Raw genomic sequence first — 13,014 nt, 5'->3', positions numbered from 1 at the left:
ATAACTGCGAGCATGAGTAATGTCTTGGAAAATTTACTACGGGAACACTAAAACATCTCAAATTGGTTCCAATAAGTCGTTTTCAGGTGGCAAGCCCCATATGCCTAGAGGACTTACCACTCCACATTGTGAATTATGCAATCAGACGCAGGCTTTCATTTTACAAGTTCAATTTCCAAAAGAGCACCCTTGGTCTGAACTAATTCTCTCAATTTTTGCGTGTATGTCATGTGCAAATGAAAATTACTTGATACCTGAAATGCTACCAGGGAGACTTCATCAGATTAATGTTCCAAGCTCATTTCTGAAGAGATATCAGAGAAATTTTCGTTTTTTAGTATTTAACAGTGCGGAATCTACGCCTTTAAGTTCATACAAAGAGAGAGTAATCTATAGACCGCTGGAATTGATTGATTCTGAAAAAAAATCAATTCAAGATGACATTGTGGGAGGGCAACCTTATTGGCTACTGGAAGACGAAACTCCTGGCCTGTGTGAAACAACATCAGAACCAATTTTTTTAATGCAAATAGCTGAGGGTAGAAAGTTTTTTATTCAGGAAAAAGCTTCTAAGCAAATTAGACTTGACCTCTCTGGTGATCCTAAGGAAACTTTGGAAGAGTATTATCAGCTATTTCTTGGTAATGTGATTTATTTGTTTGGCTATGAACGAAAGGAAGAATACCTTGTATATGGTATCACTCAAACATAGCGATGAAATTGCATAACAATAGTGGCCGAAACTATACTCTTCAATCCAACATTCTTAGAGACTGTAAAAGGTTTGAAAATAAGGAAATTTCCGTCGCAGAACTACAGCAGTCCTTGGAAACCTATGGTTCTTTATTAGAAGATGTTGAAAGAGTAATATTTCAAAGACTTCACGATTATAGCAATGAGCTAGAAATTATTCAGTATGCTCGGTTACTGGATGAGCATTATAGTGAAACTTGTAAAGTCATTATGAAAATTCGTGATTGTCTTGAAACAATTGAATAATAGCCAGGTAGGATGCGTGATTCATCGAGCTTATCCTGCTGTTTGATAAGAGAATCTGGCTAGCTGCGTCCGATATCGAAGGACACCCTGGTAAGAAAATCTCTACCAGGGTGTCCTTTTTCAAGTAGGGTTACAGCTGAATTTGGGTTTGGGAATGAGATCGCACTCTTCAAAACCAACACCAAACTAGCTTTCCAATCAGCTAAGTAGACCACATGGATGCTGAGTAAATTACACCAAGCGGTGGACGATAAGAACAACTAAAAAAGCCCGTGCTGGAGTATTGATAGAAACTCCAGACGGGCGTTTGCTTTAAGAAAGAGAGGAAAGTATTGAATCGGAACTATCTATGTGGGAGAATCCTGGTTAGATTTACGGGTATTAATGCCCAACAAGCCATAGAGGGCACAGGAACCAAAGACCCCTGTGAATAAAGCAATACCACCGGCAATATCCAATACAATGCCTAAGGTTGAGTCGGCATAGATGAGCAAGCCGAAATATAGCAATACGATTGCTGCGAGCGTCCGCAACAGACGATCTATAGTACCAACATTGTTAAACATGGGAATTAACCCTCCTGATTTTCTATGTAATACGTGATCTGTTCTATACAACTCCGGCAGCAACTGGCATCGTTGCGGGCAAGCGATCCATGACCGCTTGCATCTTTTGACTGGCATCTAAGGCAATCTCTTTAGCCTGAGGACTATGGATCATCAAAAACATAATCAGTGGATCCACAGCTGAGACTTCTACCTGCCCATTCTCATGCTCTTGAACAACAACATTACAGGGATAGAGCACCCCAGCTTTGTCATCGGTTTGTAGCATGCTATAGGCCACCTGCGGATGACAGGCTCCGAGAATCTTATAGTTACGGAAATCAGCGCCTAGCTTTTTCTTAAAAGCCGCTTGCACATCAATTTCGGTTAAAATCCCCATTCCTTCAGCCTTAAGTGCTTCAGTGACCTGGGCTATAGCTTCATCAAAGGAAGCTTTAATTGTCTTACTAAAATGATACATGGCTGATGTGTGTTGGCTTGATTTGTGAGAAATGTATCGGACTAATGTGAAGTCTAGACTCTTTATTTACTATATAACTAAATAGTGATTTAATCAACCATTTTTCTGAATTTATATTAAAGTCTCTTTTCCTAAAGCTTTTGCCAGAGCTTTATGTAGAGCTAACCAATGAAGCAAGTATGGCCTCTACAGTAAAGTTGACCAATGACCATGCCCTGGCAGTTTGGCTAGACTGGCTCAACTTTCTTAAAAACGGGTCCTATTTACGGTTGATCAGCTGACTGGTGAGAGAACCAGCAACAAAAGCAGCCAGAAAAATCATGGGGCTCCATGATTTTAAGATCAACGCAACAATTGCAGGTCCTGGACAATAGCCTGCAATGCCCCACCCAATACCAAAAATAGCGGCCCCCAACACCAGAGGGAGGTCAACCTCTTTATAGGTTGGCAATCTAAAGGCAGTAGCAAAAATTGGATAGGGTAACCGTAAAACAAATCGGAATGCGATGACAGTGACGCCCACAGCCCCACCCAGGACAAATAACAATGCGGGATCCCAATTGCCAGTGATATCTAAAAAGCCCAGTATCCGTTCTCGGTCAATCATTTGGGATAGACCTAACCCTAGGCCAAATAAGAGGCCAGATGAGAGGGCAACCAAATTCTGCTTCAGCGTTAGTGTTTGCTGTATTGATACTTTTTCCATAGTGCTTATCCAGTTATGCCATGTCGAGTAAGCCAGACAGTTAGCATGGCTGTAGTGAGAAAGGTGAGCACCGCAACTAGCGATCGCAACGACAACCGCCCCAAGCCGCACACTCCATGACCGCTGGTACAGCCATTGCCCAGACGAGTGCCAAACCCCACCAGAAAACCGCCTAAGATCATGGTCCCTGCTGTCAGGGATGGCGTGGGAGTAGGCTCAGGTGCCAGGCCATATTCATAAAGTATTCCACCCAGGAGCATTCCCGCCAAAAAGAGCCAGCGCCAGGGTTCATTCCCCTGAATGCCACCGTTAACAATGCCACTAATGCCAGCAATCCGACCATTAAATGCCAGCAAAATTGTTGCACTCAAACCAATCAATACCCCACCTAATAATGCTGTTCCCCAACTTAATTCCACCATGGCAAGGGTCCATCAAAACGAGATTGAAACATCATATAACCAAATGGTAATACTATATCATGACTTTGATAAACTGTATCTGCCTTTGATAAACAAATGAGCGAGCAAATCTGGCAATGCAAAGAACGGATTCTGGCCCTGAAAAACCGTTGGCTAACGCTGATTGGCGAAACACTTGAGACACCCGAGGGCCAATCCCTGAACTATTGGCGTGTTGAAAAAGCAGACTCAGTCATTGTTTTACCTCTGTACCAACAGCATTTGCTGTTACCACCGCCAATGTATCGTCCAGGTGTGGGCGAATCCACTTGGGATTTTCCGGGTGGGCGATGCCCTGATGGGCAAAGACCCCATAATGCGGCAAAAACAATTCTTCAGCGGGAGCTGGGTATTGCTGACTCGGCCCTGCATCACTTGAAACCGTTAAATCAAACTGGCTGGTCCATCAACAGCTCCTTTTCAAATCAACGTCTCTATGGTTTTGTAGCTGAGCTCAGTGACGATGCTCCCCTATTGTCTGAAAAACTGGGAGCAACTTATCCGACTACCGAACCAGGCATCCAAGCGCTATTGGCAAGGCTAAATTGTCTGCAATGTAGATGTCTATTGATAGAGTGGTGGGCAGCTAGAACCAGGGAATGCGCAGTTTAGGCAACGATATGAAAAAGCGAAGGCCATTCACCATAATACTCTATGGCAATATATTGACTATTATTAAAGGTTGATATTTTCAATATTTCACGACTTTTCAGATGTTCTGAAAAGTCTGGGTATCTTGTAGCAAGGCACCTCCATTCCTTAGATAATCTTGACGGGACAAATAATAGGACAAAACAGGGGTGATCATCTTTAGGGATGTCATGGTGTGACTTCGATAAAGGCGATACTTTTGTGCTGCTGGTTAATTACTTAAACATTGTCTCTTTTTGAAGGACAATCGGTTTCCTGAAAAGCATATTGTCTTTTTTGGAGAGTCAATTCACAATGAAAGTCATCAATGCCAAGCTTCTGTTTCTAAACCATAGGTTTGGGATTGACCTGTTAGATTATGTAAAGGATAAAACCATGGCGGATACCGAGATTTTTGTTTTAGATAATGGCCCACTGATCGTCAAAGGGGAATTTTCTGTGACCGATGGGGATAAACAGCCCTATCCTAAGCAGGAACAAGTTGCCCTTTGTCGTTGTGGTGCATCGAGTAACAAACCCTTTTGCGATGGGGCTCATGCCAAAGCTGGATTTGAGGCAACAGAACGAGCACCTGGGGACTAATAAAAATTAAATTTTTCTTGTAGGGGCGTTACAGACAACGCCCCTACAAGAAAAAGAAAATGATGGGGGCGGATGCAATATCTTGTCCAGATTTTTAGAGAGTTTGTCAGCTAGTGTGTCAAGAAACTCCCAAGAACAATATTAATGAATACATCTGTTAGTGATATTGACCCTGACAACGCCATCGATCAACATGTTACAGCCGTTATTACCCATCGGGTCAAAGTTGGACGGCAAGAAGGGTACGAAGAGTGGATTAGAGGCATCTCAGCAGCAGCCCGTGAATTTGAAGGGCATCTGGGGGTGAGTATTCTCCGACCTCAGCCTGATACACCACCAGACTATGTCATTGTGCTTCAGTTTGATGCCTGTAGTCATCTAACAGCCTGGCTCAACTCAGATACTCGCCATACTTGGATTGAACGGGTAAAACCCCTGATTCAAGCCCAGGAAACCATCCAGGTTTTGTCAGGGTTAGAATCCTGGTTTCAATTGCCCAAACAGCCGGGACCTAAAGCTCCAAGGCGTTACAAACAGGCTATTTTAATCTGGGTTGGGGTGATGATTGTGTCCCTGGGGGTGAGTCCGCTGATGGCACCATTGCTAAGTTTCTTACCCTGGTTGCTTAAGGTATCTGTCAATGTAGCAATTACAGTGGCTCTTCTGTCCTATGTGATCATGCCCCGACTGACTCGATGGTTTAAGGGTTGGTTGGTTGTTAACTAGTGTGGCGTCAAATATTTTATATCAGGTCATGACAGAAAATATTGCGTATTTAGAGAATCATTGAAGGTGCCCGGTTTTGACATACATGAGACAGCCTTCTTCGCTAAAGGGCATATGCACACTGTCGGGTGGATTTCGTAACCAGGTGCCCTGAGGATACACTCCCTGTTCATCGGCAAATGTGCCTTCTAAGACAAAGATTTCTTCACCTCCCCAATGGTGATGTTGTTGAAACGTTGTGCCGGGTGCCCATTTTACTAGCGCTACCTGTTCAGTGCCGTAGCTGTGTAGAGGCAGCACGTGTAAACCAGTCACTAAACCAGGAGACCATCCTGCCTTGTTCGTGTCGATGGTCACTTGCTGTTGATCGTTTGGATCCATTTGTCGCAGTTTAACCAGGATTGTTGCACCGTCCTTACTGTGGGGAGTATGGCTAGAACCTACGGGGTTGCGCACATAGGTGCCTGGGCCAAAGTCTCCGTGTTCGTCTGAGAACACCCCCTCTAAAACAAAAAACTCTTCACCACCACCGTGGGTGTGGGCTGAGAAGTAGCTGCCGGGAGCATAGCGAACAAGAGAAGTTGCCCGGGCAACTTCTGCACCATCGCGTTCGATCATACGCCGTTGTACACCTGCCATGGGAGAGTCAATCCAGGGTAGGTTCTCAGTATTGACCACGGCTCGTTCTGTTAAATCTGCATGGATTTTCATACTCGATCTCCTCGAATTTCTAGAAAATATCTAACCAGAGTTAATATTGATTACGCCCAGCCATCACACCGCCATCCACATCCCACACAGCACCGGTTACCCAAGCAGCCTTATCAGACAATAAAAAAGCAATGGCTTCAGCTACATCTTCAGGGGTGCCAATGCGGCCAATGGGATGGAATCCGTTAAAGCCTTGCAGGGCATCATGCACATCCTCTTTGGGAATAAAGCCCTCATAAATAGGTGTTGCCACCACAGCAGGAGAGACTGCGTTCACCCGAATATTGTGCTCAGCTAACTCCATCGCGAGATGTTGGGTCAAGGAATGCAAACCCGCTTTGGCCATAGAATACGCCGAAGATGGCGTTGCCTGGATGGCCTGCTTAGCCCACATAGAGCCAATGTTCACAATGGCACCTTTGTTGTTTTGCTTAATCATGTTTCGAGCCACTGCCTGGGTAATAAAGAAGGTGGCCTTATTCAGATCTAGATAGAGATCATAGTCAGCGGCTTCATAGTCCAGGAATGGTTTGGGGAGAAAGGCTCCAGCTGCATTAACTAACAATGTAGCGTCTGCATGGGCCTGATTAATTTTTGCAATTAAAGCCTGAAGTTTCTCAAGTTGCGAAATGTCAGCACGCTCTCCCATAACAGGACCATAGGCCTTCAGCTCATCAACGGCGACCTGCAACTTTTCTGCACGACGACCAACTAAAACAACTGAACCACCATTTTCAAGAACAATGCGGGCAACGGCTTTACCCATACCACTGGTGCCACCGATAACAATGAGTTTTTGATCTGCAAATGACTGCAACATGTTGAGCTCCTTGTGGGGAAATAGTGAATAATATACCTACTAGAAGGTAGATAACAGGACAAAAAATTTAGGCTTTGGCAAATTTTGCTGTAAGCAGTGGATAAACAACCTGCTCAAAGGTAACCACACTGTCCGCTGATGAACGAGCCAGTAGCTGTGCCCCTTGGAGCATCGCAATCAACCCCTTTGCCTCCTGTTCAACTGAGGGATGACAGTCCCAATGTCCGCTGTCACATCCCTGCTGGAGCAAGTTTATGACCCAGTTCTCAGTGTGGCTAAAGAAGGTTTGAATCTCCTCCCGAATAGGTTGGGGTAAAACTTCGAAATCTGCTGCTAACATGGCGCATAGACAGATCTGATGCTCCTCTAGACCATTGCGGTAGAGATTGGCAAATTGGACAATTTGCTGATCAAGGCTGGCCGTGGACTGGGTAATGCGATCGCACGCCTTTCCCATTTCCTCTCGATATCGTTTGACTAACTCTTTCACCAACTCATCCTTAGAGGGAAAGTGGTAGTGAATACTAGCTTTGCGAATACCAACCTGCTGTGCGATATCAGCATAACTAAAGGCACTATAGCCTCGATTACGCACCATATCTTGAGCAACATCCAATATGCGTTTAGCCGTGTTTTTTTCCATGGCTTAAGTATCTACCATCTAGTAGATAGATGTCAACCATAAAGCTATGGATGAAGCGGTCAACCCAGGTTGAGCCAAGTCCTAATCATTCGGGGACTGCACAAAAATAAGAACCCAGGTTGGGGCTGTAGATGGTAGGAAGAGATTTTTGGGAGTCTCTTCAACTTAGCTTACGCGAGTTAACAAAATCAGTGAATTTTCCATATTTTCGATCCCAACCGCCATACTCAAGGTGACCCAATGCAAACCTGAGTGATCCCCCATTCCCATGCAAGATTTCAACTGGAAAAAGCTTCAAAATGGCTCGGACATCCGTGGTGTTGCAATCGACGGTGTTCCTAACGAACCCGTTAACCTCACCCCAGAAATCGCTCAGCGGCTAGGGCAAGCCTTTACCACCTGGCTCGCCACAAAACTTAGTAAGCCAGCGACAGATCTGCAGCTTGCTGTCGGTCGTGATAGCCGTGTCTCTGGGCCTACTCTCATGCAAAGTGTGATGGATGGCATGGCTAGCCTTGGTGCAAATGTGTATGACGTCAGCATGGCCTCTACGCCCGCCATGTTTATGAGCACCGTCACCCCCGGCTTTGACTGTGATGGGGCCATTATGATGACCGCCAGTCACCTGCCCTTTAACCGCAATGGCCTGAAATTTTTTACTGCCCAGGGTGGTCTTGCGAAGGCAGATATTACTGAAATCCTGACATTAGCTGAACAAAACGACTTCTCACTAGTAGACAGAGCTGGAACTATTGAAACCCGTGACTTTATTGCTGTCTATGCCGATCAGCTGGTTCAGAAAATTCGCAATGCCGTTAACCATCCTCAACATTTTGAGCAACCCTTACAGGGCTTAAAAATTATTGTCGATGCTGGTAATGGTGCCGGTGGTTTCTATGCCAGCAAAGTGCTCGAACCCCTGGGTGCTGACACAAGCGGGAGTCAGTTCCTAGAGCCTGATGGCATGTTTCCTAACCACATTCCTAACCCTGAAAATCACGATGCCATGGCTTCCATTTGCCAGGCAGTATTAGCCAATGAAGCAGACTTCGGTATTATCTTTGATACGGATGTGGACCGTTCTGCTGCTGTGGATCATCAAGGCCAGGAACTGAACCGTAACCGCCTGATTGCCCTGATATCTGCCATTGTGCTACAGGAACACCCAGGGTCTACCATCGTGACTGACTCCATTACCTCCGATGGGCTTGCTCAGTTCATTGAACAAGATTTACGGGGTAAACACCATCGCTTTAAGCGTGGCTATAAAAATGTCATTACCGAAGCTGTGCGCTTAAACCAAACTGGAGAAGAATCTTGGCTGGCGATTGAAACCTCCGGCCACGGTGCCATGCGGGAGAACTACTTTCTTGATGATGGAGCGTATCTGGTGAGTAAGTTGTTGATTGAGCTGGCTAAAGTGAAACAGGCTGGGCGCTCACTGACAGATTTGATCGCGACTCTTAAAGAACCAAGAGAAAGTCGAGAGATTCGTATCAAGATTGGTGTAAATGAGTTTAAGTCCTATGGTGAGAGTGTCATTGGTCAGCTTAAAACCTTTGTTGAGCAACAGGATGATTGGTCATTAGTCCCGAATAACTATGAAGGTGTCCGCGTGGCCTGTTCCTCTCCAGAAGAAGACGGGTGGTTTTTACTACGCCTTTCTCTGCATGATCCTGTATTGCCCTTAAATATTGAGTCTAATGTAGAAGACGGGGTTGCCCAAATTACTGAACAACTGCTGATATTCTTCAATGGTATTGAGTCTTTGGATCTATCGGCCTTTTCTTAAAAATGTAGGTTAAACAACTTTAAAGACCTGTAGGGATGCACTGCTGTACATCCCGTTGGGGCTATGGGGAGATCGCCTACAGATCGGGGGAATAAATCCTTTTAACCTGCTAGATAGGCTTTGCCTCGTTCCAGACGATTATTGACTTCATCCCAGTTGACGACGTTCCACCAGGCGTTGAGGTAATCTCCTCGACGATTTTGATACTTTAGATAATAGGCATGTTCCCAAACATCGTTGCCCATGATGGGGTAGTAGCCATCCATTAAAGGACTGTCCTGGTTGGGAGTGTTCATCACGGTAAGTCGACCATTTCTGTCTAAAACTAGCCATACCCAACCGCTGCCAAACCGAGTTTTACCGGCACTATTAAAGGTTTGTTTGAAGGTTTCAAAGTCTCCAAATGCTTGATTGATAGCTGCGGCAATGGCTCCAGTGGGTCGTCCCTGACCGTCGGGGGTCATGATTTCCCAAAACATGGTGTGGTTGGCATGGCCGCCACCGTTCTTGCGCACAGTTGCACGGATATTTAAGGGAAGGTCATTTATGTTACTAAGTAACTCTTCTATAGATTTTGACTGTAGCTCGGGATAGTTTGCGATCGCACCGTTCAATTTTCTGACATACCCAGCATGGTGCCGGTCATGGTGCACCGTCATGGTCTCGGTATCAATATAGTCATTCAGTGCATCATAGGCATAGGGCAGCGGAGGAAGGGTAAATTCCTTCGTTGCGGTTTGATCAGCAATCCTGTTGAGAGGAGGCAGGATCTGTCCTGTTGTTTCATTAGTAGCCGCAACAACTGCCACTGGCTGCGCGCTACCCCATAGCAAAGTCATTACCAATGCAACGGGAAAAAGCCACACAAATAAGCGTTTAAGTTTCATGGGGAATACCCTGCGAAATCACATCTGCTCATTCACGCTGCCAAGGGTCCCACCATGATTACTGGAGTTACGAACAATGAACCTTGATGAAAAAATAATTTTTAATCTTTACTGAAACCTTATCAGGAACTTCTGGACAGGAAATCTATCAGATTGAAGATCGTTTACTTAGATTGCCGCTGATTTTCCTAGACAATAAGGAACTCTATGAAAAAAGATACTTGCAGATATAGCGTTCCTATTTGATTGGTGAGAATGTTCCATACATATGCATTTTGGGAAAGTCAAAGAGTTCCAGGGCACAAAACTGCTCAAATAGAGCTTTGAGGCCAGTGAATGACGGCTTCAATCCAGCCATCTGTCTGACCCAGGTCTTGGCTTGTAACCAAACATCCTCAATCGGATTTTGAGTTGGGTCGTTGGGCGCAAAGCGAATGCAGTGGATACGCCACTGGGATTCTGGCAGTCCTTCATTGAGCTCGTTTAAGCACGCTTGAATCTCCTGAGAACGATGATAACTGGCTCCATCCCATAGAATAATCAAGCGCTGGTTTGGAAACTGACGCTGCAAGAACTTGAGATAGGCCAATGTACAGGTCGTATTGCCGGCAGCGTGGGCCTCAACGAAAACGCGTTTACTTAGCAGGTCCAAGGCCCCATAGTACGTCTGCCGGTCGCGTTCATTGACAATCGGGACCTCAACGCGCTGATTTCGACGTCCCCAAACGTAGCCTTCGAGATCCCCACTCATCAGATGACATTCATCGACAAACAACACCCTCACTTGGCCACATTCAATCTCGGTGCGGTAGCGTGCCAATAGCCGTTGGATGTCGGCTTTTTTTTAGCCACTAGAGCGGGATCGGTTTTGGGGTTGACCTTGCTGGTTTTCTTCCAACTCAGACCAGCGGTCTCGAATAAGTCGTAGTAACTCTGTTTGGACTCATAGCTGACCCCATATTCACTGGCCAGGTGATACTCCAATTCATTCAGTGTCCAGATAGCTTTGGTCCCGAGCCACTCGATAACAGCGGCCTTTTGAGCAGCACTCAGATAGCTTTGACGACCTTTATGACGCGGTGCAAAGCTGCTGAGTCCCTCGGCCTCGTATCGCTGCTTCCAGTTTGCAATGAAGCCCATCGACACGTCGAGAATACTGATAATCGATTCGTAGGTATGCCCCTGATAGAGCAGTTTAACTGCTAGGGCTTTCTTCACCTGACGACCATCACGTTGCGTCTTGATGAAGGTTTTCAATTCTTCGATGGCTGCGGTTTGACTGGATACTGGTATCTCCGAACTCATAACGATACGGGGGGAACATGCTCTGATGAATACAATTTCTCAGATCATACCGATCTACCCTCAAGAATCAAGACGGATGACTATAGACAATTCTTGTTACCGAACAACAACCTCTGGCAAAGTTGAAATTTTTTCTGATGTTGCTCTAGGGAGAGGACTAATCCAGCGAGATTGCCACAGCCAAGCTCCTAGACCCACTATTCCATTAGACAGACAGGCCGCACCAAAAATACCGGCGATGCCAAATAACTGACTACCCAAATAAGCTAAGGGAATATAAAGAAGCAACAACCGAGATAACGACATTCCCATAGCTGGAGCTGGTTTTCCCAAAGCGTTAGATGCCGAACTAGCCGTCAAAACAATTCCTAGGGCACCATAGCTAATAGGCACAAGTGTCAAATAAATATTAGCACTGGAGATAACGTCAGGGTTACCATCAAACCAAGCAATGACTTGAGATGACGACATTGCCAGTAAGATACTGATGATAACTCCCCAGCCCAGGCAGAAATAGAAGCTGAGTTGGAGCGCTTGCTTCACCCTGTCATATCTCTGAGCACCCCAATTTTGCCCAACAAAAGGACCAATACTGGCTGAAATTGCCAAAGGTACAATTAGCGCCACGGCTTCTATCCGTGATGCTAGCCCAAAACCAGCCACGGCTTCAGCTCCATAACGAGCAATCAAACCTGTGATAACTCCGACAGACAAGGGGGAAATTAGATTAGTTGCGGCTGCAGGCACACCAATAAATAAAAGGCGATACCAACTTTTTGCTAATGTTGCCAAACTTGGCAAGGTAAATAGCAATAAGCGCTCTCGGAAGTGAAGGAAGGCAAGAGAGGCGACGAGAGTACCCGCACGTGAAAGCACTGTTGCCAAGGCAGCCCCTTGAATACCTAAGGCTGGAAACGGACCCCAACCAAATATGAGCAGTGGGTCGGCCACAATGTTAGCAGCTGCAGCAAACGTCATAATCAGGCTAGGAACCATTGTGTTACCGGAAGCACGAATGGCACTATTACCGACCAGGGGAACAACCAGGAAAACCATGCCTAAATACCAAATACCCATGTAGTCGCGAATCATTGGCAGGAGGACAGAGCCAGCTCCCAAAGCTGTAAATAAAGGCGTAATTGTCATCAAGCCAAGAGCAGCAAGAATCCCAACAATAAGGAAAGATAGCAGTAAACTATCCGTAGTCAGGCGCTGTACCGTTTGCCGATTCCCTTTACCGATTTCTCTAGCAATGACAGAGGCCGCCCCTGTGCCTAAGCCCATGGCTACGCTCGCCAAAATAGACACGACTGGAAAGGTAAAACTGATAGCTGCTAGTTCATTTGTACCCAATTGAGCAATAAAGTACGTGTCAGCCAGACTAAACGCTAATACTGCCAAGACACCCCAAACCATGGGAAGTGATAGCTTGAGGAGCTGAAGCGGAACTCGACCTGTTGTGAGAGAAGACTGCATTATTAAGTTGGAGTGTTTGGCATGATGTGAGCTGTCAAATTGAAGTGACAAGCTCAACAGATGTTGCGGGTGATGAGCAATTATTACGATCTTGGAGGAGAAACTCGCTGTAGTCAGCCAAATCGTCCAAGCCTAAGCAAGTCAATGCTATTTCTGCACTTAACCAGAACAGAATTTTCAAAAGGAATTGCGGCCAATGAATTTGCATGATCTGATGTTGCTAGTGAGC

At 45.7% G+C, this 13,014-nt stretch carries 16 protein-coding genes; 6 read left to right on the top strand and 10 right to left on the bottom strand.

What is annotated here, in order from left to right:
- The first annotated feature begins 19 nt into the window (after positions 1–19).
- Positions 20–712: a hypothetical protein gene (locus tag DXZ20_RS08575; protein ID WP_163697627.1), complete on the top strand. Its 693-nt coding sequence runs from the start codon at positions 20–22 to the stop codon at positions 710–712.
- 2 nt (positions 713–714) lie between these two features.
- Positions 715–999, top strand: a complete 285-nt coding sequence (locus DXZ20_RS08570; RefSeq protein WP_163697625.1) for a hypothetical protein — start codon at positions 715–717, stop codon at positions 997–999.
- Positions 1,000–1,346: 347 nt separating this feature from the next.
- Here DXZ20_RS08570 and DXZ20_RS08565 read toward each other — a convergent pair whose 3' ends face one another.
- The 4 genes from DXZ20_RS08565 to DXZ20_RS08550 all read right to left on the bottom strand — a co-directional run bounded on the left by DXZ20_RS08565 (position 1,347) and on the right by DXZ20_RS08550 (position 3,153).
- The gene (locus DXZ20_RS08565; protein WP_163697624.1) at positions 1,347–1,565 is read right to left on the bottom strand and encodes a YgaP family membrane protein; all 219 of its coding nucleotides are present in this window, start codon (positions 1,563–1,565) and stop codon (positions 1,347–1,349) included.
- A gap of 43 nt (positions 1,566–1,608) precedes the next feature.
- Positions 1,609–2,025: a DUF302 domain-containing protein gene (locus DXZ20_RS08560; RefSeq protein WP_163668712.1), complete on the bottom strand. Its 417-nt coding sequence runs from the start codon at positions 2,023–2,025 to the stop codon at positions 1,609–1,611.
- Positions 2,026–2,284: 259 nt separating this feature from the next.
- Positions 2,285–2,731 carry a DUF6691 family protein gene (locus DXZ20_RS08555; protein WP_250565118.1) on the bottom strand — a complete coding sequence of 149 codons (447 nt, stop codon included), beginning with the start codon at positions 2,729–2,731 and terminating at the stop codon, positions 2,285–2,287.
- 5 nt (positions 2,732–2,736) lie between these two features.
- Positions 2,737–3,153: a YeeE/YedE family protein gene (locus DXZ20_RS08550; RefSeq protein ID WP_163697622.1), complete on the bottom strand. Its 417-nt coding sequence runs from the start codon at positions 3,151–3,153 to the stop codon at positions 2,737–2,739.
- Between the two features lie 96 nt (positions 3,154–3,249).
- Between DXZ20_RS08550 and DXZ20_RS08545 the strand changes: the two genes are divergently transcribed.
- From DXZ20_RS08545 to DXZ20_RS08535, 3 genes are all read left to right on the top strand, one after another.
- Positions 3,250–3,804 carry an NUDIX hydrolase gene (locus DXZ20_RS08545; RefSeq protein WP_163668716.1) on the top strand — a complete coding sequence of 185 codons (555 nt, stop codon included), beginning with the start codon at positions 3,250–3,252 and terminating at the stop codon, positions 3,802–3,804.
- 333 nt (positions 3,805–4,137) lie between these two features.
- Positions 4,138–4,425, top strand: a complete 288-nt coding sequence (locus DXZ20_RS08540; protein ID WP_250565679.1) for a CDGSH iron-sulfur domain-containing protein — start codon at positions 4,138–4,140, stop codon at positions 4,423–4,425.
- 144 nt (positions 4,426–4,569) lie between these two features.
- Entirely contained in the window at positions 4,570–5,151 is a 582-nt protein-coding gene (locus tag DXZ20_RS08535; protein WP_163697620.1) for an antibiotic biosynthesis monooxygenase, read from the top strand.
- A gap of 57 nt (positions 5,152–5,208) precedes the next feature.
- Here the strand turns inward: DXZ20_RS08535 and DXZ20_RS08530 are convergent, their stop codons facing one another.
- The 3 genes from DXZ20_RS08530 to DXZ20_RS08520 all read right to left on the bottom strand — a co-directional run bounded on the left by DXZ20_RS08530 (position 5,209) and on the right by DXZ20_RS08520 (position 7,325).
- Positions 5,209–5,862 (bottom strand): cupin domain-containing protein, encoded by a 654-nt coding sequence (locus tag DXZ20_RS08530; RefSeq protein WP_163697618.1) that lies wholly within the window; start codon positions 5,860–5,862, stop codon positions 5,209–5,211.
- Positions 5,863–5,902: 40 nt separating this feature from the next.
- Entirely contained in the window at positions 5,903–6,682 is a 780-nt protein-coding gene (locus DXZ20_RS08525) for an SDR family NAD(P)-dependent oxidoreductase (RefSeq protein WP_163697617.1), read from the bottom strand.
- A 67-nt stretch (positions 6,683–6,749) separates the two neighbouring features.
- The gene (locus tag DXZ20_RS08520; RefSeq protein WP_163697615.1) at positions 6,750–7,325 is read right to left on the bottom strand and encodes a TetR/AcrR family transcriptional regulator; all 576 of its coding nucleotides are present in this window, start codon (positions 7,323–7,325) and stop codon (positions 6,750–6,752) included.
- 268 nt (positions 7,326–7,593) lie between these two features.
- Here DXZ20_RS08520 and DXZ20_RS08515 point away from each other — a divergent pair, with 268 nt between their 5' ends.
- On the top strand, positions 7,594–9,117 hold the full coding sequence (locus tag DXZ20_RS08515) for a phosphomannomutase/phosphoglucomutase (RefSeq protein ID WP_163697613.1): 1,524 nt from the start codon (positions 7,594–7,596) through the stop codon (positions 9,115–9,117).
- Positions 9,118–9,218: 101 nt separating this feature from the next.
- On the opposite strand, the gene DXZ20_RS08510 is transcribed toward DXZ20_RS08515, so the two are convergent.
- The 3 genes from DXZ20_RS08510 to DXZ20_RS08500 all read right to left on the bottom strand — a co-directional run bounded on the left by DXZ20_RS08510 (position 9,219) and on the right by DXZ20_RS08500 (position 12,785).
- Positions 9,219–10,004 carry a superoxide dismutase gene (locus DXZ20_RS08510; RefSeq protein WP_163668728.1) on the bottom strand — a complete coding sequence of 262 codons (786 nt, stop codon included), beginning with the start codon at positions 10,002–10,004 and terminating at the stop codon, positions 9,219–9,221.
- A 238-nt stretch (positions 10,005–10,242) separates the two neighbouring features.
- Positions 10,243–11,270, bottom strand: a protein-coding gene (locus DXZ20_RS08505; RefSeq protein ID WP_431732065.1) for an IS630 family transposase whose coding sequence is annotated in 2 segments (ribosomal slippage) — positions 10,243–10,841 and positions 10,841–11,270 — 1,029 coding nt in all. Because the reading frame shifts where the segments join, the coding sequence is not laid out codon by codon here.
- Between the two features lie 135 nt (positions 11,271–11,405).
- Positions 11,406–12,785 carry an MATE family efflux transporter gene (locus DXZ20_RS08500; RefSeq protein WP_163697611.1) on the bottom strand — a complete coding sequence of 460 codons (1,380 nt, stop codon included), beginning with the start codon at positions 12,783–12,785 and terminating at the stop codon, positions 11,406–11,408.
- Positions 12,786–13,014 lie beyond the last annotated feature (229 nt).

The organism is Adonisia turfae CCMR0081 (assembly GCF_011009555.1).
Taxonomy (GTDB): Bacteria; Cyanobacteriota; Cyanobacteriia; order Phormidesmidales; family Phormidesmidaceae; genus Leptothoe; species Leptothoe turfae.
This window is presented reverse-complemented; position numbering and strand designations above follow the sequence as displayed.

Bases quoted from the DNA above. Each gene is read 5' to 3' on its own strand.
- DXZ20_RS08575 (WP_163697627.1), top strand. From the start codon at position 20: ATGTCTTGGAAAATTTACTACGGGAACACTAAAACATCTCAAATTGGT.
- DXZ20_RS08570 (WP_163697625.1), top strand. From the start codon at position 715: ATGAAATTGCATAACAATAGTGGCCGAAACTATACTCTTCAATCCAAC.
- DXZ20_RS08565 (WP_163697624.1), bottom strand. From the start codon at position 1,565: ATGTTTAACAATGTTGGTACTATAGATCGTCTGTTGCGGACGCTCGCA.
- DXZ20_RS08560 (WP_163668712.1), bottom strand. From the start codon at position 2,025: ATGTATCATTTTAGTAAGACAATTAAAGCTTCCTTTGATGAAGCTATA.
- DXZ20_RS08555 (WP_250565118.1), bottom strand. From the start codon at position 2,731: ATGGAAAAAGTATCAATACAGCAAACACTAACGCTGAAGCAGAATTTG.
- DXZ20_RS08550 (WP_163697622.1), bottom strand. From the start codon at position 3,153: ATGGTGGAATTAAGTTGGGGAACAGCATTATTAGGTGGGGTATTGATT.
- DXZ20_RS08545 (WP_163668716.1), top strand. From the start codon at position 3,250: ATGAGCGAGCAAATCTGGCAATGCAAAGAACGGATTCTGGCCCTGAAA.
- DXZ20_RS08540 (WP_250565679.1), top strand. From the start codon at position 4,138: ATGAAAGTCATCAATGCCAAGCTTCTGTTTCTAAACCATAGGTTTGGG.
- DXZ20_RS08535 (WP_163697620.1), top strand. From the start codon at position 4,570: ATGAATACATCTGTTAGTGATATTGACCCTGACAACGCCATCGATCAA.
- DXZ20_RS08530 (WP_163697618.1), bottom strand. From the start codon at position 5,862: ATGAAAATCCATGCAGATTTAACAGAACGAGCCGTGGTCAATACTGAG.
- DXZ20_RS08525 (WP_163697617.1), bottom strand. From the start codon at position 6,682: ATGTTGCAGTCATTTGCAGATCAAAAACTCATTGTTATCGGTGGCACC.
- DXZ20_RS08520 (WP_163697615.1), bottom strand. From the start codon at position 7,325: ATGGAAAAAAACACGGCTAAACGCATATTGGATGTTGCTCAAGATATG.
- DXZ20_RS08515 (WP_163697613.1), top strand. From the start codon at position 7,594: ATGCAAGATTTCAACTGGAAAAAGCTTCAAAATGGCTCGGACATCCGT.
- DXZ20_RS08510 (WP_163668728.1), bottom strand. From the start codon at position 10,004: ATGAAACTTAAACGCTTATTTGTGTGGCTTTTTCCCGTTGCATTGGTA.
- DXZ20_RS08500 (WP_163697611.1), bottom strand. From the start codon at position 12,785: ATGCAGTCTTCTCTCACAACAGGTCGAGTTCCGCTTCAGCTCCTCAAG.